Raw genomic sequence first — 25,608 nt, forward strand, 5'->3', positions numbered from 1 at the left:
ATGATGCTAAGCAACAGAGTGATTGTAAGTGTGGGGCTTCTCTCTTCTCAAACCGCGACCGGAAGTTTGTCCTTTGCCATCAGTTTGTACCTGTTGGACATAACAAAATCCGTCTCTCTATTTTCGCTAGCTGTCGCACTGTCTTTTGTTCCTTCAGTGGTAATCAGTCTGCTTAGCGGGGTTTGGGTGGACCGATGGGCAAAGAAACGGGTAATTTGCCTTAGTGATCTCTTCACAGGGCTTTTTACCATTGGCTTTGTACTCACGGTAGATTGGAGTACTACGCTAAACGCGCTTCTTTTTTATATCGTCATCATTGCAGCTATTCAGTCTTTGCTAAACCTGAGCTTTAATGCTGCTCTTCCCGAACTATTTGCTGAACAAGAACTTCCTGCGGCAAATGGGCTCATCCAATCGGTAACAGCCGTTACACGCATTGTTGCGCCAATCACTGGCGCCTTACTTTATGGATATGTAGACCTCTTCACAATCTTCTGTTTATCGGGCGCAACATATTTCGCTTCATCCGCGATCCAGACACAACTTCAAATAAAGAAACAGGTCAATAAAACACCTGCTGATGAAATCAGTTATTTTTCTGCACAAAAAGAAGTGTTTTCATATATCAAGGAACATCGCTCCATTCGTTTTTTCTTACTTTATGAAGTTCTACTCAACAGTATCTACCTTCCATTTATTCTTGTCATGATGCCGTTTGTTACTTACCAAGTTTGGGGCGTTTCACCATTTCAACTGTCGCTGATTGAAGCATCCATTGCTATCGGTACTATTTTGGGCGCGGTAATAGCAAGCAGGACATGGATGCAAAAGCGACTAATACGCTACTTCTGTCTATTGCTGATACCACAATCAATGATACTTATGGTGTGGGGATACCCATTTGGTGAAGAAAACAACACCATAAACATAACCGCAGTATTCTCAGGACTGCTTTTAATCCTAGCGATCCTAAATACCATTCAAAACATACCTGTACTATCACAATTCCAACGAACGGTACCACAACACATGCTTGGCCGCCTTTTCGGGATATTTTTTGCATTCTTAAATCTGGCCGTTCCTGCAGGAGTTTGGATTTTAGGCAGCATGTTATCAAGAGAGAATTGGCAACAATTCATTATGTTTGGATCCGTCTTTATGATCGGAATATCTCTACTTGGAAATAAGAACAAAAGTTTTAGATCTTTTGTTAATGAAAACCTTAGCAATACCACCGTGAAAGTAACGGTATAAAAATATTTAAAAACGTGAATCAAAAGGAACTGTATGAACAACCATATGGAAGCAGAAGCGGCGCCTAGAGACGTGCCGTCGGCGTTCAAAAAGATCTTGAGATCTGTCAGTTGGACTGCCGTACATTCAATTATATATTTCGGCGTACTCATACCGCTAATTATGCTTTGGTATAAGGTAATGGGAAACCACGCCCAATATGGTGAGTGGTTTAATAATAATGGCATTGTCATGATTGTCGTCAATGACATCATCCAGATAACCCTTTTTTACGGTTTCATCCGTATAGCGAAGAAGGAAAACCTGTTCAAGCGATGCAATTTTGTGCGTATTGAACCAACCAAAATATACTTAATCATAGCGCTTAGCTTAGCTGCTGCAGTCTTTACACATACGCTTTTCGCATTGCCCTACCTAAAGAGCAATTTTGGTGGGTATGAGTCCGTAATGGCATTTTTGGTCGATACGCCAAGCGGGTGGTCATTCTTACTTTTCTTATTAATTGGTTCTTTTTATAAGGAAATATTTTTCCGCGGTTTATTGTTCAACGAACTGCGCAGAGGGCTATACCTCCCAGTATGTTATTTGCTGCTTTGTGTCATCTATACCTACTACTTCGAACTCATGCGCGATGTTCCACTTATGCTATACGCAGCAGTGGGAACATGCTTATTCACGACGCTTTATCTCTGGACTCGTTCAATGTATTCAGCGGTCATCATGCAGGTGCTTTCCACCGGTGGTATTTACGTGCTGCGCCACAATGCCATGATTGAGCAATATCATAACGGTTACCACAACACCCTACTGGTCTTTACGTTCTCAATCATCATTTTCTGTTTATTCAAACTCCGTGCTCTTTGCCAAACCCCATCGGCATATGAACACGAAGATTTCAAAAAATACGCTAAACAATAAAGGTTATTACTATGAGTATGGATACTACAATTGCGTCGACACGCATGGAAGAAAAGACGCAAACAGCATGGGGGAAGGTTATTGGCCTAACCTTAGGCTATCTTGCGGTTTATGTTGGTTTGGGATACGCGCTGATATTCCTTTTATTCGATGTTTTACTCGATGTAAAACCTCTGCAAGAGGCATTCTACAATCTACCTCTTTTAACAGCACTGCTCTATTTTACTTTGTGTGTCATTCTTTCCGACTTATTCTTTCGAGTAAGAGGCAAGAGCCTCATTCAAGCTTGTCAGTTTAGAAAAATTGATAAAACCACCATATTCCTGACGGTTTTCGTTGCCGTTTGTATGTCTATATTCACAGTCACTGTCGTCAACTTTAGTAGTGTAAAAGCAACGCTTCCCGAGCTAGATAATTACATGGCTTGGATCATGGACAAAGAAGCTGCCCCACTATTCCTACTTTTCTCTTTGGCAATAATAGTGCCTTTCGTGGAAGAAATCGTTTTTCGCGGCGCCGTATACAATGACTTGAAAGATTACAGCAACATCACCGTTGCGATTCTTCTGCAAGCATTAGTTTATGCCGTGATGCAATTTGAGCTCATTGTTGGGATATATTCTTTTGTATCTTCCGTATTCTACATCATGGTCTATATCTGGTTCCGCTCTCTGTGGGCATCAATTCTAATCCAAGCATCAAGCCTAGTCTGCGTTATAAGCTGGAGACGCTTTGGACTCAAAGATCAACTTGTCACTTGGGGTGATGACATTATGTACCTCGTGGCGGCACTGGCATTCACATTAATGATTACTGGCTATTTTTTCCTATGGAAACACTACAAGCGTAAATATGCATAACATCTGGCTTTAAAAATAGCACTCCCCCTAGGATAAGTTGTCACTAAAGGTTTTAAAATGGACTTAAATATCATCGACCAAATTGGCTTTTCAAACGAATCGTCTGACCATATTGAAGAAGTGAACAGCAACGATATTGCTGTTATAGGCATTGAAGTGAATTTGCCGGCTTGCAGCAATAAGTATGACTTTTGGTCAATGCTGAAATCAGAAGAACATGGTGTATCGACGTTTCCCTCTGATCGCCAAGTTGACACCGATGCATACATGCGATTTAAGCATCCAAACCTTTCTCCGGCTTATCGAACTGGGGGGTATCTTGATAGTGTCGATAAATTTGACCCCGCCTTCTTTGGCATGTCTCCAAAAGAAGCGGCCCTTACGGATCCCCATCAAAAACTGTTTCTACAGACTGCTTACCATGCTATCGAAGACGCTGGTTACACAGGAAAAATTCAAGATTCTGAAACAGGCATTTATCTCGGGTACGCCCATGATGCACTCTATCGACAATATATTGATGATGTCGCTCCAGAGCATAAAGCGTCGTCAACGTTAGGTAACCTTGCCTCAATGACAGCTAGCCGTCTTGCATATTTACTTAATCTGCAAGGGCCATCAATGGTCGTCGATACCGCATGCTCATCGTCTTTAACTGCTTTGCATCTAGCCTGTCAGGGGCTACGTAATGGTGATTGCGAAACCGCTATTGTCGGTGCCGTCAACTTAATGCTGTTACCCATTGAAACCGGTGACAAAATTGGTATCGAGTCAGTGGACGGTTTTACCCGCACTTTTTCAGATGACAGCTCAGGGACAGGGCTTGGAGAAGGTGTCATAGCATTGCTGCTTAAGCCGCTCACACACGCTATTGATGACAAAGATAACATTTGGGGTGTTATCAAAGGCAGCGCTATAAACCAAGATGGCCGCTCCGCAGGCATCTCTGCTCCCAATGGTGACGCACAGCAAAAGGTATTGGCAAAAGCCTGGAGAAATGCGGGTATTGACCCTCGAAACCTCAGCTACATGGAGGCACACGGAACGGGAACAAAGCTAGGAGACCCCATTGAAGTGTCTGCTATCAATGCCGCTTTTCGTCAGTTTACATCGGACACCGGTTTTTGCCCTATCGGCTCAGCAAAAACAAACTTAGGGCACCTTGATTCTGCGGCAGGCTTGCTGGGCATAGTTAAGACGCTGCTATGCCTAAAAAACAACCTTATCGTCCCTTCTCTATTTTTTAACGCCCCTAATCCAGCCATCAGCTTTGATGGAGCAGTCAGCGTAGCGACAAGCAAACAAAAGTGGGAGGGAGAAAATAGACTTGCTGGTGTCAGTGCCTTTGGTTTAAGTGGCACAAACTGTCACGTTGTACTTGAATCTGCGCCAATTCTAGACGCTTCCATCGATGATCAGCTAGCGCAATATCCATTTTTCCTTTCAGCAAAAACACCTTATGCACTGACATTATTGATACACAAAACTATCGAATGGTTAAAGCAATCACCTCGTTGTTTTAGCCAAGACCTTAGCTACACAAGCATCGCTGGTCGTGCTCATTTTGATTTCCGTATCGCAGTGAACTTTACCGACGCTACGTCGCTCATTACTGAACTGGAAAAGGCTATCAATGATAATAATGCCATCGACATTAATAACGTTGATGACGTTGACAGCCGATCTCAAGAAACCAATATCACCACAAACTTTTTAGCGGGTAAAACGTCCTTCAATGCGTCTGAGATTCCCTTTTCAGGACACCGCATTTCCATGCCAGGTTACGCTTTCGAACCTCAACGTTGTTGGACGCCGGTACCAGAGAGTTCTGCAGATACCATAGAAACACCTCCAACTCTCGAACCTGAAGTTTCTTCCATTGTTCTTCCTGAAGTAGAGCTTGAAGGTCAGTATGTGTCGGATACTGCGCAAATTGTCGCTAACATTTGGGGCTACACATTAGATATAGACACACTGTCTCCAGACGATGATTACTACTTGCTTGGGGGAGACTCCATTTTTGCTCTGGATGTCCAACAACTCGTCAATAGTGAGCTCAATGTGAGTATTGAGCTTCATGAACTGCTTGAACACAGTGTCCTCTCTGCATTCACACAACTCGTTGAATCAAGACTCCACACCGAAATCACAAACAGCCATTTACCTGCTTCGCATGACAACGAGATTTCACCGTTGAAATCACCACTTTCATTCGCCCAGAAACGACTTTGGTTTCTTGAACAGCTAGAAGATCTGGGATCTGCACTCAATCTGCCAACGGCACTTGAGATAAAAGGCAATTTGAATGTTGAATCGTTAACGAAAGCAATAGACCTAATTGCTCAACGCCATTCAGCACTTCGCGCGCGCTTCTCCACAGATGACAACGAAGTAACACAATCGTTTGATGCTTCTCTTTCTTGTTTTGAACAACGCTATATAGCTGAAAACGATCTCTCCTCGACGCTTGAGGGCTTAGCCAACCAGCGCTTTTTACTAACAGAAGGCAAGCTGTTCAAAGTTAGCCTCGTTACGCTGTCAGAAACACGCCATATCTTGCTCATTAACTGCCACCACATCATTGCAGATGGATGGTCGATTTCACTTATCATTCGAGAGTTAAGTGAAGGATATGCACGCATAGAATCCGGAACAACACCGAGTGTTCAGCCACCGCGCGCATTCTCTGATTATGCCTTTTCCCAACAAGAGGTAGTGGCAAATTCAGAAGAAGATGCTTTCTGGTGTAACTACCTAAGCAATTTACCCACAACACCTTGGCTACCCACTGATTTCCCTCGACCAGAAAAACAAAGTCACGCTGGCGCCTCTTTTGAACTGGCACTAAGTGATACGCTGAGTACACAAGTAAAACAATGGAGCAGAGAGCAAGGACTAACACTTTATATGTCTCTCAAAGCCGCATTTGATATTACGCTGGCTTTGTATAGTGGACACTATGACATCGTTGTTGGGACACCCGTGTCCGGCAGGGAAAGTAATAAAGGGGAAGATTGGCGACAAACAGTAGGTCTATTTATCAATAACTTGGTTTTGAGAAGCCAAGTATTGCCTGAGAAAACCGTCTCGACATTAGTAGCTGAAGTCAAACAGGACTGCTTAAGAAGCTTTGCACACCAAGCTATGCCATTTGAACGCCTGGTTGAGCTCCTTCAACCTGACCGTGACCTTTCTTCAAGCCCGCTTTTCCAAGTGATGTTTGCCCTACAAAATGCACCTGTCGACACTGTCGAATTGAATGCTTTAACGTTGCGGATTTTGCCTCCCCTCAAACAAGCGAGCCAATATGATCTCACTTTAAATCTGTTTGACGCCAATGACGGCATTGCCGGTGCATTTGAATATTGTAGTGATCTTTACACGAAAGAATCCGTCGAAAGCCTATCCACATTATACCGTGATGTCCTTGTGGCGATGGTCAACAACGCAGACAGGAAAATCAGTGACCTTCTTGAAAATCAAACTAACGACGTGACAAAACAGCCTGAAAACACATCTGATTGGCTCAGCGCTATTTCATCGATTCGCGAGATGCTACCCGAAGCTGTCGCCTTCGAATATAACGATAAAGCAGTAACATATAGAGAGTTTACCGACAACGCGCAGCAACTCGCTCATACACTCACAGACCACAACTGTGATCTATCAATGGTCGCGGTGGCGGCACGAACGCCTGAAGAACTCGCTACTGCGACTCTTGCCAGTTTCATGGCGGGAGGATCGGTTTTGGTACTCGATGGCGAAAACTCGCATGCTTACCTAACCACGATGATGGAACAATCTGGCGCCACAGTCGCCATCGTTCCGACCCCATTAGAAACGCTAGATACCATACCTCAATTCACATACGGCGACCGTCGTATCCTATCGAAAAACACACCTGTTTCGTCACATGACCGATGTGGTGATATTTACCTTTGGGATGGCGAGGCGAAGACTCTTCAGTGTGTCTGTAGACAGAAAATTGCGAGTTGGCTAAATCACCTGAAACAAGAGCTCCCTCTTCAATCTGAAGAGCGCTGGGCGACCTCTGCGCATGATTCTATTGCTCAACTCATTGTTGATGCTTTTTACCCAACGTCTCAAGGAGGAAAAGTAACACGTCTCGACGTGGCATCCACGCTCCCTAAAAGGAATATAGAGGCTTCACTAAAAAGCGCATTGACGTTGGATCTGCCAGCTCACATGATCCCATCAAGTATTATTTCGTTAGCTAGCTTTCCAACCACGCCCAATGGAAAAATAGATCGCAAAGCTCTCCCTGCACAAAACGCATTCAAAACAGAGTCTGTTCAAGAACATGACGTATCTGAGGATATTGCAGTCTGGGTTGACATGCTTCGAGATGCGCCAATGCTTCATAGTATTCCTCTCGATGGCACCAGAACTGCGGATTCCTTCAACCGCCAAAGCCAACTTTCATGCATGCCTCCCAGCACACATGAAGGCCTAAGGTTACTGTCCCAAAGTAACAACATAGAGAACCACTGGCTGGCGCTATCGTTACTCACTGCCGCTATATCTTATCGTGGCTATGAAGCGTCGCTGGTCATTAACATATGCCATAACGATGAAAGAAAGCCTGTTGTTATTCCGTTCGATACAAACCAGACGATCTTGTCACTCGCGTTCGATCTTAAGCGCTTGTGGGAGTCACTGCCGTCATGGAGCGCTGTTAAATACAACGATGAAATGATGCTCTCTACAGCCATATTCAACCCAGTTTACCAAATTGAGTTTGGCTCAACCGTCAGTGAAGAACCGACTGATATTGCTTTGCAATACGATGACAATGACAATTTATATTGGCATTACAACTCAACCGTTTTAACTAGCACGACAATCGGTCTTCTTGATGCCGCTTTTGAACAGTTAGCCAGTGAGTTCATCGCTCACCCCGCTCAATCGCCAAGCGAATATTGTCTGGTCGATCAGAAAAGCGTTGAGTATTTGCAGAATTGGAATCCTCAAATCGAACCTGAGGCCAGCAATGGGCAGCTAATCTCGCTTTTTGAAAATGCCGTTAATCAATTTACGTCTAAAACCGCATCGAAATTCATTGCTAATGATGGGGATATCAAAGACCGCAGTTTCGCAGACCTCGATCAGCAGTCGGATACCTTAGCAAAACACCTTGTTGAATCAGGCGTAAACAAAGGTGATTTGATTGCGCTTTATCTCCCACACTCTGACTCGCTCTTAATTGCCCTATTGGGAATACTCAAATCTGGCGCAGCATATGTACCACTAGACCCTTCGCATCCCGCGGCTAGAAACACCGGTATACTGAATGACACTGAGTGCAAATGGATAGTGACAGATTCTGTCTTACGCACACAACTCCCCAACACCCTTGCTCATCCTGTGTGTATCGATGCCTTACCCGCAATGAAACATGACACCTTGTTGCCATCGATCTTGCCCAACGACACTGCTTACGTCATTTTCACCTCAGGCTCTACAGGTAAACCCAAAGGGGTGATCATCAGCCACGGTGCTGCTTTCAATTTTATTAATGGCATGCATGACTCTTTACCGACAGCCCTCAGAACACATTGGTTATGGCTAACCACTGTGAGCTTCGATATCGCATTATACGAATGGCTCGGATGTCTAAGCCTTGGTCAATGTTGTGTGATCCCTTGTAGCGAAATCATCGCAGACGCACGTCGCATCAACACATTAGTGTCTGATCAGCACATTGACCTCATACAAACAACGCCATCGAGATGGAAACTATTACTGGATAATGAGCTGCCAAAAAGTGGATCTTTATTAGCACTTTGCGGCGGCGAAGCATTGCCAGAGCAAACGAAAGATCGCCTTGTCACTCATTTTGATGAGGTATGGAATTGCTATGGCCCCACTGAAGCAACTGTATGGTCATTATTAGCAAAATGCTCGCTGAATGAGCCAGTGTCACTGGGGCAGAATTTACCAGGATACCAACACTTCATCCTGTCTCAAGAAGGTCAAATACTGCCTTATGGCGCTGTGGGTGAACTATGTATCGGCGGCGTTAGCCTTGCTGAAGGCTACCTGAATCGTCCAGACCTGACGTCAAAACAATTTGTGAATTCAGAGGCCGGATATGTGTATCGCACGGGCGATCTCGCCACATTAAATCACGATGAGTCAATGGTTTACATTGGGCGAATTGACGATCAAATTAAACTACGAGGTCACCGCATAGAACTGGGTGAAATTGCCAACAATCTTAAAGCACAAGACGAAGTGTCCGATGCCATTGTCATCGCCCGTGATGATCGACTCATCGCATATGTGGTCTCAAATACAGCAGAGTTACCAGACCCATTGGATCCAATTGCACTTGATTCAACGTCATGGGTTCACCTAAGCAAGAAACAAGTGAATGCTAGTGATTCAATCCGTTGCAATAAAGACACTGCAACTTATTCCCTGCTTGTATCCGGTGACCTTATCGAGTCATCATCCTTACAAAAACTCGACTCTTCGCAGCATGTCACGATGCTACACAACGTGACACTGGGAGCATTCGATGGGTTCATTCACGCCAATACTCGACATGACTTAGGTTGGAAATTCCTGCCGCTTGGCTCGCCTTTGTCTTCTGACATCACAACAAAGAATGCCACCAAAGGCCAAGGGGTCAGTGTTACTTCTGTAGGTTTTGGCGGCAAGGAAAAACCACAGATATTGGTCCGCGGCGACACACTTCGTCCTGTGTTATCTCAACCCTATATCACACACTACCAAACACAACATTCAGCCTTGCTTGAAAAATCTCTACTTGGCATCGAAAATGTGACGGCGTCACTTGTAGCGCGTAATGAAGACAACACCCTCATTGCTTTCTTTGCTGCATCATCCGAACATATCAATACAGCATCGGTACAAAAAATACTGGAACGCAAATATCCAAGGCAAGACCTACCAACCGCTATCTACATGTTGAGCGAGGAAACTATTCATCGCTACTACCATTCGCCTTCAACGCTACTTGAAAGAGCGGAGGCACAAAGACAGCTAACGGATACAGAATTAGCGCTCAAAACAATATGGCAAGATGTACTAAATATCGAAGAGCTTGGCCTTTCTGACAACTTCTTTACCGTCGGTGGGCATTCGTTACTGGCAGCAAAAATCATCACCAGAGTTGAAGAAACGTTCAACCTTAGACTGCCCCTAAAAACCGTGTTCACACACTCAACGTTAGCACTATTTTCTTCAGAAATTGAACAAAGTACTCGCAACGTTGCGGATGTCGACAAACCTGTCACTCCCGTGTCGCGAAACCAGCTTCTACCGCTTTCATTGACTCAGCAACGATTGTGGCTAATAGAACAAATCGGTGAGCAATCAGCCGGATACAATGTATACGATGGCTACGTTCTCGAGGGTAACCTGGACAACGGCGCATTAAATGATGCTTTCACAACCATTGTTTCACGCCACGAAGTGTTCCGTAGTCGCTTCCCTACGGTAGACGGTGAACCGATGTTAGTCATTCAAGACCAATTTGATCTGGAACTACGCATCGAAGATTGTGACGAATCCCAGTTAGATGGCTTATTAAAACGTGATGCTCTTGCGCCTTTCGACCTCGAGCATGGTCCACTATTCAGAGTTCGTATTTTCAAACTATCACGTGATAAGCATGTCCTTTGGATCAACATGCATCACATCATCACGGATCTATGGTCAGTCGGCTTACTGATGGACGAAGTCATTTCACTTTATACATCTAAACTCGCAGGACACACCTTAGATCCAACGCCACCAAGACTTCAGTACGCTGACTATGCTGTCTGGCAACGTGACCATGTCAGATCAAATACCTTTAATATGGAAGTGACATACTGGCAGAAACAATTAAAAGATCTTCCTCCATTGCTAGAGTTGCCAACTGACTACCCTCGGCCCGTTGTTCAACGCTTCGAAGGGGAAAAGATCACCGTTCAATTGTCGTCATCTTTAACATCACGAATCAAAGCACTCAGCGAAGATCAGGGAACAACGCTGTTTAATGTCTTGCTCTCTGCATATCAAATCCTCCTGACTCGGTATGCCAATACCGACGACATTGCGGTTGCCTCACCAAATGCGGGCCGTACTCGCTATGAAGTTGAAGAAATGCTCGGTTTCTTTATCAACACACTCGTTTTACGTTCATCGGTTGACAGCAAGCAACCATTTGTTGAATTTCTACATCAAGTCAGCAATATGGCCGCTGAGGCTCAGACCAATCAAAACGTACCTTTTGAGCATTTAGTTGAAGTGCTTCAGCCCGTGAGAAATACGAGCCACCAGCCTTTGGCTCAAGTATCGATTGCCCTTCAAAATGCCGTATCTAGTAACTTAGCACTCGACAGGCTTCAACTCCCCGATCTCTCTTTGCAACCCATTGATGTTGATGCCAGTGTCACGAAGTTCGACTTAACGCTTTGGGCTTCTGAACAACAAGACAAACTGACCACTGTCTGGGAGTTCAATACTAGCCTCTTTGATCGACAGACCGTTGAAGAGATGGCATCACACTTTACCGTATTGCTTGAATCCATTGTGTCGCGCCCCGTCGAGCAAATCGGCCGCCTCGAATGGTTAACCTCGAATGAGTGGAAACGTCTAGTCCACGAGTGGAACCAAACATCTGACGAGTATGACCAACAGCAAACGCTGCATAGATATTTTGAATCACAAGTTGCTCAACAGCCTAACGCTATTGCATTAGTCGACTGTGATGGTGACGAAATGACTTATCGGGAATTGGACGCGCGCGCAAACCAGTTGGCAAACCAGTTACGAAATCAAGGCGCAAAAACGGGCTCTCTCATCCCAGTGTGCTTAGAGCGAGATACCAATACCGTCGTCGCAGTCATGGGCATAGTGAAAGCGGGAGCCGCCTATGTACCAATAGAAATCAATTCTCCAAGATCGCGAGTTCGGAACATACTCACTCAAATTGGTCAGGCTAATGACGTTAATATCATTGTTACTTGCCAGTCCCAGTTATGTGCGTTTAGGCAAGCCAAATGGCTAGATACTCAGATTGACAGCTTCATTGTGATGGATGCATTGAATGAACACGTGCAGACTGAATTAGGGCGTTTTTCAGACACTCGAGCCATGTTCGACCATATTGCGGAAAACGCAAATGATGAAATCACCGCAGGTGGCTTTACCAGCATTTATAACGGTAAATGCTTCGCCCAGGATCAGGTAGACAGATATCGCGACCATGTCGTGAATCTATGTGAACCCTTCATGCACAAAGATGCCACAGTGCTTGAGATTGGGTGCGGATCAGGGATCATTTCTTTTGAGCTCGCCAGCCAAGTAAAGCATTACTATGCTATCGACCCATCAGAAAAAGCACTTGCTGCAAACCGACTGAAACAAGCAAGCAATCTACCTGGCCTGAGTTTTCATCAGGGGTTTGCGCACGAATCAGTTCCCGTTGAACTGGGTAGTGTTGACGTTATTTTACTGGCTAGTACCGCTCAGTTTTTCCCTGGTTATCGCTATACAGAATCAGTCATCGATGCTCTGACACCGTTGCTTAAGCCTAATGGTAAGCTCGTATTTTGTGACCTACCTGACCTAGCGAAAAAGGGAGAGTTGGAGTCATCTATTGCTTCTTTCTCCGACAATAACCCGGATTCAATCAACAGCGCATGGCGACAGGATTTAGAAAAGCCACTGTATTTCCATTCTGAGTTTTTCGAGGAAGTTTCTCGCTCAACGGCGATCTATAAAAATCCAACCATCATTTCTCGATCAGCGTTGTTTGATGACGAACTTCAGTATCGTTTTGACGTTGTTCTTGATAGATGCTCGCCACTCGCTCCGACTGACCCATTGATTACCACCCAGTGGCATCAAAAACAACAATCAGCAGACAACGAAAACAGACATATTCCATCTGATTCCACTGCTTATATCATATTCACGTCTGGCACCACCGGCACCCCAAAAGGTGTTGAGATGCAGCATAGAGCCGTCTATAACACGCTAAATTGGGTTAATACTTCGCAGAATGTCGACAAGCACGACAGGCTCCTTTTTGTTACTTCATTGTCATTCGACCTGTCTGTGTATGACATCTTTGGTGTATTAGGCGCAGGCGGGAGTATTCGGATTGCTTCAAATGATGAATGTAAAGATCCTGAAAAACTGGCCAATATTCTCCTTCGAGAGCCTATTACATTCTGGGACTCTTCACCGGCTTACATGAAGCAACTTATGCCGCTAATGGAAGGTCTGATATCAAAATCCGGTGCGGATAATTCACGCCTCAAGCGAGTGTTCTTCAGTGGTGACTGGATTGGTCTCGCTCTTCCTAAGCATGTTGAACGGTATTTCCCAAATGCTGCCATACTCGGACTTGGCGGCGCTACTGAAGCGGCTATATGGTCAAACTTCTACCCCATTTCGGATATCAATCCAGCGTGGGTAAGTATTCCCTACGGCAGACCAATCGCAAACGCGCAGTATTATGTGCTTGATGAACTTCTCTCTCCTTGTCCTGTTGGCGTACCAGGAGACCTATACATTGGCGGGGACTGTTTAGCAAAAGGGTACTATGACGATCAAGTCATGACTGATCGAAAGTTCATTGCTAATCCATTAAGCGACACGCCTAGCGCTCGCTTATATCACACCGGAGACAGAGCCAGATGGATGCGTTCAGAGTCTGGTGTCTTAGAGTTTCTTGGGCGAGAAGATTTCCAAGTAAAACTTCGAGGTTTTCGTATTGAACTTGGCGAGATCGAATCCAAACTACTCAGTCATGAAAAGATAGAAGAGGCCTTCGTTCACCTCCGTCGAGATCCGGATGGTAAAGAAGCACTGGATTGCCTTGTCGCTTATCTGATTACATCAGCAGATGATCACGTATCAACAGATTCCCTAAGACGCTTTTTGTCGACACATTTACCTGAATATATGGTGCCGACATTCTATGTGGAACTTAGCGCTTTCCCTGTGACTTCAAACGGTAAGCTAGACCGCTCAGCACTGCCCGACCCACAAACAGAATCTAACGCGCTATCTAGCATTGTTTTACCTGAAACCGATGAAGAAACTGCGCTTTTGGTATTGTGGCAAAGCGAGTTATCTCGTCAATCAATCAGTACAAACGATGATTTTTTCCACATTGGTGGAAACAGCATCAGCGCCGTAAGGCTCATCGGTGCCATTCAGAAAACGTTCGGTCTAACCGTACCTTTACGTGTTGTTTTTGAGCATCGAACAATTCAAGCAATGAGTGCAGTGCTGGCTGAAATAAAAGCCAGCAATCAAAGCCCACGGGTTTCTCCATCAGCAATGCAAATCCCATCCGAACCGGACCGAAAATTTGCGCCACTAACTGCCGCACAGGCAGGCATCTTTTTCATCGACAGATTCGAGGAAAACTCATCGGCCTATCATATTCCAAGCTTGGTTGAGCTAACGTCATCGGCTGATATAGCGGCCTTAAAACAAGCTTTGGATGCAGTTGTTCAGAAGCACTCAATCTTAAGAACACATTTCTCCCTGAATAGTGAGCATGTACCTGTTCAAGAGATCATGGAAAAGAGAGAGGAAATTACCACTTATACAGAACACGATAATGTTGAACTGGAATCTTTAATCAGATCCCTAGCAACCAAAAAGTTTGACCTCTCACAAACCGGACCGGTTCGTTTTGCATTATTCAACAATGGAGAAACCAACCTTCTGCTAATGACTTTCCACCACATTGCCTTTGATGGTTGGTCAGCCGATATCTTCCTCAAAGATTTGGCCGTCGCCTACTCACAAGTCACAGCAGGAAAGGCAATAGACTTGAAACCTGCCGCTAATAGTTTTGCAGATTACGCAGCGTGGAATGAGAAAGAGCTTAGCAATGGACGAATGGACGTCCTCAAGCAATATTGGATACCCCAATTATCAGGCTATCAAAATCTAGCCATCCGAAATGATTACTCTCGCCCGTCAGTGTTTAACTACGACGGCATTGCGTCTTCATTCTCATTGAATACCAATGAGTCGCGAGCCTTAAGAGCATTGGCAGAGAGTCATGATGTCACGCTCTACACTGTTATGATGGCAGCCCTTTACGTGACATTGTCAAAGTTATCGGGACAAAATGATGTCGTGATAGGAACACCATCCGACAATCGAAACAACGCTGATACACAAGAGATTATTGGACTCTTCGTCAACTCCCTTCCTATTCGGCTAAGTTGCAACGAAACCCAAAGCGTATCGTCGTTATTCAACACAACAAACAAATCACTACTTGATGCAAAAGAGCATCAAGATATGTCGTTTGAAACGTTAACGCAGTTGCTTGATGTCCCAAGAGACACCTCTAGGCACCCTATTTTCCAAGTTATGTTTAGTGTGCAGTCATTTGCGACAAACAAAGATCATGCTGAAGAACTTCCATTTAGAGTCCCTTCGGGTACATCGGCGAGTTTATTCCCCAAAACAGCCAAATTTGACCTCAACATGTTCATTGATGACAGCGCTGAAGAGATTTCTGGCGAATTGACGGGGGCAGCATCACTTTATTCCACTCAAACTCTTGAGCGTATCAATGAGCTATACACTCACGTTCTTGAGCAATTTTCTTCTATTGCTGACCTGCATCTTCAGGATATAGATGGATTGACAGCCCAAGATAAGCTATGGCTTTCGAATCACAGTAAAGGAAGCATTGTTGAGATCGACTACTCGGTGTCACTGGTGGATCTATTCGAACGAAGAGTTAATGAGTTACCCGATCACATCGCATTAAAGCAAGACAATGAAAGCGTTACCTATGCAGAGCTAAATACCCAAGCAAACAAATTAAGTCATCTTTTGGTTCAACAAGGGATCACTTCAGGCAACAGGGTCGGCATTCATTTACAACGTAGCATTTCAAGCACGATCGCTATTCTTGCTACGTTAAAGCTAGGTGCAACGTATGTACCACTGGATCCTGCTTACCCAGAAGCACGACTCAATTTTATGGCTGATGATGCATGTATAAATGTGTTATTTAGCCATAGCTCCCTTTCACCACTTCAGCTTCGTAATGGGGTAACAACCCTTCATATTGATGCGATTAATCTTGAACTACTGGCTAGCGATAACCTCAACATCACTCAAACAGATACGCCTATATATGTCCTCTATACTTCAGGCTCGACTGGCACACCTAAAGGGGTTATGGGCACTGAACGAGGCCTGTTAAATAGATTGCACTGGATGTGGTCCAAGCATCCATTCAATATTGATGACGTCAATTGCCACAAAACATCACTCAATTTCGTGGATCACGCATCGGAGCTATTTGGGTCACTTCTCAATGGTATAACCACACTTATCATTGGCAATCATGATGGCCAAGATCTCCTGAAAATGAGCACACGAATCTCGCACCACAAAGTGAATAGACTTGTGCTTGTTCCATCCTTACTGGACGCCATCCTAAGCCTGCCAGAACAGCGCCAGAGTGATTTTGATAGCATCACGTTGTGGACGTGTAGTGGAGAAACACTCACACCCAATACGGTACGCAATTTCTATCACTGTTTTCCTAATGCAACACTTTTGAATATCTACGGCTCTTCGGAAGTCGCGGCTGACGTGACGTGTTTTGATACTCGCAAAACCATCAATACCGACCGCATACACAAAGGCATTCCTCTTGGACAGCCTATATCCAACGTATCAACTTACATCCTAGATTCAAGCTTGAAAGATGTACCGCTAGGCGCGACCGGAGAGCTATACATTGGCGGTGATTGTTTGGCCAAGGGTTACACCCAAAAGCCATACACAGACGAGCGATTTACGGCACATGTTCAAACAGGAGATCGTCTATTTGGAACAGGCGATTTAGTCAGATGGAACACCTACGGTGAACTGGAGTTCATCGGGCGTAACGACTTTCAGGTTAAGGTTCGTGGTCACCGAATTGACTTAGCCGAAATTGAAGAAAACCTCATGCTATTCACCACGATTCAACAGTGCGTAGTGACTTGTATTCACCAAGGCGAAAACAAAACACTTGCAGCGTATATCGTTCCTGAACAAAGCGGTGGGATTTCCAGTGAAGTAATTCGCCAATCGCTGCAAAAACAGCTACCTGAATACATGATACCTACGTTCATAGACATTCTCGACAATTTGCCACTCACTCCAAACGGGAAAATTGACAGACAAAAACTTCCTGAGCCAGTGATGACATCAATAACATCGGAGACATCTTATATTGCACCTCGATCAATGAGGGAAAAGCAATTGGCCGAAATTTGGAAAGAGATGTTTAGCCGAGACCGTATCAGTATCGACCAGAGTTTCTTTGCGCTTGGAGGAAATTCTATTTCAGCCGTTCGTCTAATGGCCATCATTGAAGAAAACCTCGGCTTGTCATTGAGTCTTCAGAATCTGTTCCAACTTCAGACCATAGAGGGGATGGCGGCTGCGTTAAATGATGACCTTCAAGACAAAATACCATTGAGAAAAGAAACCCTAGCACCTCTTTCTTTTGCTCAAGAAAGATTGCTCTTTATTGAGCGTTTGGAGCAAGGAACGGATGCCTATCACTTACCAACCCTCCTACAACTCAACGATGACATAGACCTTGGCATTCTTTCCAAGGCGATTAATCATGTCATCGAAAGGCATCATGTTTTAAGAACCCTATTCGTTCCTGACGAGAATGGTGTCGATTACCAAACAGTGATTGATACGCCTAATATTATCGAAAAAATCACAGTTAATGATGACAAAGATATTGAAAGTGAGGTTAAGCTCCACATCGAAAAACCATTTAATTTCTCTATTGAATGTCCTCTTCGAGTAACGATGATCGAGCAAGAAGCTCAACAGTATCTGTTATTTGTTTTCCATCATATTGCTGTTGATGGATGGTCCACCGATGTGTTTTTGAGCGAAATGATAGCGTCTTATCAAGCATTTCAGAAAGGCACAAAACCTAAGTTACCTGCCTTACAAATACAGTATGCTGATTACGCAGCTTGGCAAAAAAATACGCTAAATGACGTCGAAATAGGCAAGCAGATATCATTCTGGAAAGGTCAACTTGATGGGGTGGAAACACTTACCCTCGCAACTGACAGAGCAAGGCCTAGCTCCATAGATTATCGGGGTAAAGACATTGCATTTACGCTAAATGAAGCGTTGTCTGAAAAACTCAGAAGTTTAGCCATCAGCAACAATACGACGCTTTACACTGTTTTACTGGCCGGATTTGCAAATGTGCTTAGCACCCTTTCAAGCCAATCAGACTTTGTTATAGGTACACCGTCTGACAATAGAGAGAATCCACAGCTTCATAATTTAATAGGCTTTTTCGTCAACACGTTGCCACTTAGGATTTCTATTGAGCAAGATCAAAATGCTGAATCGCTGATTGAGACGCTCCATCGCACTCTCACCGACGCTAAGGCTCACCAGACGTTGCCATTTGAAAAGCTGGTCAGTTCTCTAAATGTACCTAGAGATACGTCACGGCATCCACTATTCCAAATCATGTTTAGCTTACAAACATTCGGCGCGAGTCATGATGACCATATGGACAATGATTTTGGAAGCATCATTTCGAACGGACCAATGGCGGAAACAGCGGCAAGATATGATCTAAGCCTGCAGATGGACGACAGCAATAAAGAGATCCGAGGGAGCATCAACTACGCACAAGCTTTGTTTGATCATGACACCATTGCTCACTTTAATGAGCTTTTGGAACTGTCATTTATTAATATTACAGACAATCCCGATGCACGTTTGATAGAGCAACACTTAGTCACCGAATCAGACGAACGAATTATCAATAAACAACACGGCTCTACGCAGGTTATTAGTGAGTTATCACTGCCTTCGGTCTTTGATGCCATCGTTAAAAAGCAACCTCTGGATTGTGCCGTTATCACTGACGGATATACTCTCACTTATCGAGAGTTAGATCGAAAAGCAAACCAGCTTGCAAACACGATCATTGAAAGTCTGTCGCTCGTTGAAAATCCCAGCAAACTCATCCCGTTGATACTCACCCCAGGCATCGACATGCTTGTCAGCATCATCGCTGTCCTGAAAGCAGGATGTGCCTACGTTCCAGTGTCACCAGCATATCCGATAGATAGAATGATATACCTCCTTGAGGACACACAAGCGAGTTGCATTATCAGTCATTCTGAATGCGACAACGTATTGGCGTCACTCCAAGAGCATAAGACAACACGACCAACTGTACTAAAAGTGGATGATGATAGTGTTCTCTCTGCACCGTCAGAGGCTCCACTCGTAGCAATTAGCCCTAACGATTTGGCCTACGTTATTTATACCTCGGGCACCACCGGTCAACCCAAAGGCGTAATGGTAGAACATGGAAACATCACCAACTACCTTAACGCGGTGTCCTCTTGGATGGCTGACGTTAACAATGTCGACTTCTCAACAAATTATTGCTTTGACTTAACGGTAACCACCACGCTAATCCCGTTACTAAGCGGAAAATGTGTGTGTGTATACGATGGCGACATATTGGATGCGGTGGCTTACTCACAACACCTCTCCGACAAACATGTTGATATGGTCAAAACGACACCAAGTTTAGCCAAAGCACTATTGACGTCGAACGATGGCATTTCGCTTCAATTGCTAATACTAGGCGGTGAGGCATTAGACCCCGCAACTATATCCACGCTCCGCCCTATCGCGAAAGTAATTGTTGATGAGTACGGGCCAACCGAAACCACCGTTGGTGCCATGATTGCGCAAGTTCATCCAAGTAAAGACCAAGGGATTGGTTTCGCCTACCCAAATACAACGCTGTTTAACCTATCTCCATCAGGGAAAAAGCTTCCTGTTGGAGCGCGTGGCGAGCTATATATTGGAGGCTTATCCGTTGCGCGTGGTTACTTAAATCAACCATCACTAACAGAAGAAAAATTTGTTAATGCCCCATTGGGAAAAAATGGAGAGTTAGTTAGGCTTTATCGAACCGGTGATGCTGTGTCTTGCTTTGGTGATGGCTCGCTGCGCTATCTGGGGCGCATAGATGAACAAGTCAAACTGCGAGGATATCGTATTGAACCCGCTGAGATCGCCGCACAAATACAGGCGATTGATGGCATTGCCGATGCTGCTGTACTCCCTGTTGGTCAACCCGCAACACATTTGATCGCCTATGTGGTTTCAACACCGGATTTCGATAGTGCTACACAGGATGTGAAACAGACACTAAGGGGGTCACTGCCAGAGTACATGATTCCTACCGCCATTATTGCATTGGAAACATTGCCTAAAACGGCGAATGGTAAACTAGACAAACAAGCGCTTCCTGCCCCAGATCTTTCTGTAAACAACGAGTTCGTCGCACCACAAACGCCGACAGAAAAGTTAATTACCCCTATTTGGGCAGAACAACTCAAACTGCAGGAACGTGAATTGAGTGTTACGGCGAATTTCTTCGAGCTAGGAGGGCATTCACTCTTGGCGGTCCAATTAGTCAACGAGATCAATAAAACACTATGTCTAACGCTATCTGTCAGAGAGTTTATTGAGCGACAAACATTACAAGAAGTGGCCAAACGCATAGATGAAATGCAGTTAGCAAACGCACTGGATCAAGACTTGACCAACGAAGATATTTTCTCTGAAGAAGATTTCTTCTAAGCACACATTTTAGGGTTAGATATGGATATTGCTCAACGTATTAAATGCTGGCACGACTCAGGCATTGTATTGTTTGTCAAAGAAGGAAAATTGGCCGCCCGCTCGAAACCGGGAGCGATGACACCCGATATTTCAAAAGAAATTAAATCTAACAAGGAAGCCATTATTCAATGTCTTAGTGGCCTTCATGCTGAAAAAGAACAGAGTTGGCTCGCTTCCGGTGAAAAAGATGCTCTCGCGTCTTTTGCGCAGCAGCGTTTCTGGCTACTGCATCAAATCACGGGGGGTAGTCAGCATCACAACATGATATTCACACTCCCCTTACCAGCCAATACAAAACTGCCCTTGCTGCAAGAAACAGTTGATATATTGCTGAACAGACACGAAGGTCTAAGAACACGTTTTTATTCAATAGAAAATCAGTTATTTCAATGTATTGATGACTCAGTTCGCCCAACAATAGCGATCAATGAAGTCAACGACATGACAGTCCAAAGCGCTATTTTGGAGCATCACGAAACACAGTTTGACCTGAGTAAAGCACCTCTAATCAACATTGCAGTCTTCATTTCTACAGGGGGCTCCATCACCCTCTCTGTAGTGATGCACCACGCGATCGGAGATGACTGGTCAACGGCGATACTAGGCCGAGAATTTCTATCGATCTATCAATCGCTCGAAAAAAACACCCAACCTCAGCTCGCTGAGCTGCCATATAGCTACATCGATTTCAGCTTGTGGCAGCACAAAACGCTTTATCAGAACGGGATTGCAACAGAAAAACTAAAAGCAGACTTGGCCTTTTGGCACGCTGAACTCAGTGATGCACCGAGGGAAATACCCTTTCCAATATCTAAACCTTCTAATACAACATCGTCATATATCGGTGAGCGTCAATTTCTTCAATTACCGAATGACCAAGCGGCACGAGTTCGAGATTACGCAAAACGCAAACAAGTCAGCATGTTTGAACTGATGCTCGCGAGTCTTAATACACTGATGTTTAAGTGGGCTAGCACAAACGATGTCGTCATCGGCACGGTGGAAGCGGGTAGGGAAAAACAGGAAGTTAATAATATAATTGGCTGTTTCGTTAATTTTCTAGCCATTCGAGGCCAACTATCGAAAAATGACAGCTTGGCCTCTCAACTTGAAAAAGTGCAAAGAACATTTTCCAACATTCGCGCACATCAAAGCTGCCCGTTTGATTTTATCGTAGATGAAATCAAACCAGCTAGAGGCAACAAAAGTCCTCTTTACAATGTCTCTCTGCGATACCAGAACATTCAATTGCTCGAAGATGCGTCTCACGATGACGCTATCCTGAATGAGCTCATTCCCGACACGGTAAACGCACAACTCGATCTTATGTTTTCCTTCATTGATGTCGGCGACAGCACGGCTCTTTGTCTTGATTACGACGCATCAATGTTTGATGCACCACTCGTCAAATCGCTACTCAACGAGTATTGGGACGTCGTGCTTGCTTTTGTCAACGACGAAACGACAAAAGTGATCGACTTAACGCTTAGCCGAACACTGGCAAAGCACAATGAACCTGTCGATTATATTCTTGCCAATTTCTCTGTCGAACCAATGGATCCAGTGCTGACATTCTGGAATAGCCAACTCAGCTTTATGCAGCCTTGGCGATTTGCTCCGTTTAACCAAATCCAACAGCAACTGCTTGAAAACAGTAGTTCCGTATATACGGAATCAATTGAAAATATTGCTGTTATCATTAACTGGGACAGCTGGCTTGTTGGAGAGCATCCGCTTATATTTGCCAAAGAGCAAAGCCTCCAACTATTAAAGATATTAATCGAAAAAGAGCCATTAATTCGTCCATGTACCATTATTTTTTGTCCTATGTCTCCAGAACATGAAGAGATGTATGGCGAGAGAATCTCGTCAATTGAAAATGAATTTTTCAATTCATTTTCAGACTCAAAAGTCATCTCAGTCACACCAAGCTTTATGGTCAAAGCACGTTATTACACAAATAACCACTTTGACATTAACAGCTTTCAGTCGGCACACATCCCCTATACCGATGAGGGATACGCCGCTATAACAACAGCAATGCTCCGATCAATTTATCGACCAAAGAAAAGCCAATTTAAAGTGCTGGTTTTGGATTGTGACAATACTCTCTGGCAAGGCGTCGTCGGAGAAAAAGGGACAAAAGGCATCAACGTTTCAGATACATTTAAGGCGTTTCAGACACTCGTGCTGAGCCTTAAGCAAAAAGGAGTATTACTGACCCTATGCAGCAAAAATGAAGAAAATGACGTTTGGGATGCGATTGAAAATAATCATGACATGATGATAAAAAGAGAGGACATTGCAGCCGCCAAAATTAATTGGCATCGTAAATCAGATAACATTCACTCACTCGCTGAAGAGTTAAACCTTGGGTTGGACAGCTTTATTTTTATTGACGACGACCTCGTTCAGTGTGCAGAAGTGCGCGCCAACTGCCCAGAAGTGTTAGTGATTCAAAAACCCAAGATTGAAGATATGCATGATTGGTTGAATAACATTTGGGTTTTCGACCCGATTCTTACTGCCAATAAGGCTTCAGACAGAACACATCTCTATAAACAGAATAAAAAACGAGACCTACATAAAGCATCTACAACCACGTTTGCTGAGTACCTCTCATCATTAAATACTGATGTGACTTTTTCACCCATTAACGAGAATAGCTTATCCAGGGTGTCTGAAATTAGCCTGCGAACAAACCAATTCAGTACCACGCTTAAACGTTATGATGAAGAAACACTTTTATCCCTCTTTACCAATAAAGAATTATTTGGTTTTACGGTACAAGTTACTGATATATTTGGTGACCTTGGCATTGTTGGTGCGGTGTTATACAGCGAAAAACAAGACCTTGCCTCATTGGAAGGGTTTATGCTCAGTTGCCGGTCAATGGGGCGAGGCATCGAGTACGAAATGATGTCACACCTCGGCAACGTTTTAGTCGTTGAAAACTGTGAAATTCCAACAGTCATCGGAGAAAGAAACACTCCCGCGAGGAATTTCATCAAGGAAATTGGCAGCATTTCAAATCCACTTGTGATGTCAACATCTGCGCTTTCTAACGTTCGTTTTACCCCAGAAAAAGCAACACAAACCAATGAAAGAAAAATCAATAAACGTCAAGATATCAACGCATCAACAGTACAAGGTATTCCTTTAACGGCCTGGTCATCGACGTCAAACTACTTTACGGCGGAAGCGATCGCAAATGCGTCGAAAACCAGCCAATTTCCAACTAAATCATCAACTATCTATGTCGCGCCCGTAACCGATAACCAACTCCTACTTTGTAACGAGATCGCATCTTTGCTAGGTCGTTCCGCAGTAGGAACCAAAGATAATTTCTTTGCGCTGGGGGGGAATTCAATTCAAGCCGTACGGCTTCAGTCTATTCTGACCAGAGCAGGTAAACAGCTGCCTCTTCCTTTGCTATTTAGTGAGCACAGTATTGAGCACCTTGCGTCAAAGCTTGATGTCTGCACGTTGAACGCTTCCGCTAAATCTATTGAAAACCACCACCCCTACCCAATCAGTTTTAATGACCACTGGTTGTTGGAACGTCCACAGCCTAACCATTGGAATGTATCAGAACTATTCAAACTCAAGCCCGAATTTGACAGCGTATTAGCGAAAGAAGCCGTGAGGTATATCCTTAAACACCACTCTGGGCTCAGGCGTGTCTGGCGTAAAAACGATGGGAAATGGAACCAACTCTATCTCCCACTCGAGTCGTTATCAGACTGGTGGGTGGAATTTCATCTTGATGAAAAAAGCGACACTGATAAATCAGCAGAAGTTGAACGTATCTGTGCCGAGCTGCAAACTCAACTCGATATTGGGGAGAGGCTCTTTTACATTGCGTTTTTCTCTTTTGGAAAAGGACAGCCTGGTCGTCTGTTCATGGTATTCCATCATCTGATCGTTGACGGTTACTCACTAGGTATATTAAAAGAAGACCTGTCTCTCGCCTACCAACAATTACAATCTGGAGAGACCGTTAAAGTACCTGAAACTCATGTACAACTTAATGAATTTTTCAAACACCAATTTGAGAGCGCTAAACAATCCTCCATTCACGACATAAATGAATGGTTAGATAAATGCTGGGAGAACTGTGCTGATATTTATCAGAAGCTTTTACTTTCAAGTTGGCCAATCGAAGATACACTCACGGAACCTCAATTTGTTAAACGTCCAATCGATAACAAAATAAAAGTACTTTTAGACACATGTAATGATATTTCTAACTTTGACACTGAAACACTCTTTATCGGCGCGTTGGAGTCGGCTTTCAAAAGTTGGTACCATGGTAAAAATGCGTTTTTGTGTATTACCCGAAACAATCGCGCCCACAAAGACTTCAACCTAAGCAGAACAATCGGCTGGGTTTCACGCTATGATTTCGTTTATCTCGACCAACCGAATAACCACTCTACTCAACAGTATCTCGAGTCCATCAAACTTCGACTGAAAGAGGCTCCAACCTCAAGCCAATCCTTGCAATATTTAAGGTTCAAAAGCCCAGATCAGGGAACAACAATTTCGCATATCCCGAAACATAACCTCGAATTTAATTATGTGCCTGATGCTCCAGATGCAGCAGAAATGCAGGAAAACTCAGCGCCAGAGTACAAAGGTCGCGAAGAGGGAATGCACCCTATTCGATTCGCGCCTTTTGGCAAGCTTAATACGGACAACAACCAACTCAATCTCACATGGGGGTACAGCCCTGCCATGTATAGCGAAGCGGAGATGGACAATTTCCTCGATCTTCAGATCGAACATCTTGAACATTTAACTAAATGTCTTATCGCGGAAATTAATAACCCAGTTTGATAGAAAGTGAAATACA

General features: G+C 44.2%; 5 protein-coding genes. All 5 read left to right on the top strand.

Translation table 11 applies throughout. From position 1 onward, the window contains the following. The 5 genes from A1OO_RS09710 to A1OO_RS09730 are packed head-to-tail and all read left to right on the top strand — an operon-like array spanning position 1 to position 25,592. Complete coding sequence (locus A1OO_RS09710; RefSeq protein WP_017002895.1) at positions 1-1,254, top strand: MFS transporter; 1,254 nt, start codon at positions 1-3, stop codon at positions 1,252-1,254. 33 nt (positions 1,255-1,287) lie between these two features. Continuing rightward, positions 1,288-2,172, top strand: a complete 885-nt coding sequence (locus A1OO_RS09715; protein ID WP_016962258.1) for a CPBP family intramembrane glutamic endopeptidase — start codon at positions 1,288-1,290, stop codon at positions 2,170-2,172. An 11-nt stretch (positions 2,173-2,183) separates the two neighbouring features. Next, entirely contained in the window at positions 2,184-3,032 is an 849-nt protein-coding gene (locus A1OO_RS09720) for a CPBP family intramembrane glutamic endopeptidase (protein WP_016962257.1), read from the top strand. Between the two features lie 57 nt (positions 3,033-3,089). After that, positions 3,090-20,711, top strand: a complete 17,622-nt coding sequence (locus A1OO_RS09725; RefSeq protein ID WP_017002896.1) for a non-ribosomal peptide synthetase — start codon at positions 3,090-3,092, stop codon at positions 20,709-20,711. 21 nt (positions 20,712-20,732) lie between these two features. Further along, entirely contained in the window at positions 20,733-25,592 is a 4,860-nt protein-coding gene (locus A1OO_RS09730) for an HAD-IIIC family phosphatase (RefSeq protein ID WP_017002897.1), read from the top strand. Positions 25,593-25,608 lie beyond the last annotated feature (16 nt).

Source organism: Enterovibrio norvegicus FF-33, from assembly GCF_000286835.2.
Taxonomy (GTDB): Bacteria; Pseudomonadota; Gammaproteobacteria; order Enterobacterales; family Vibrionaceae; genus Enterovibrio; species Enterovibrio norvegicus_A.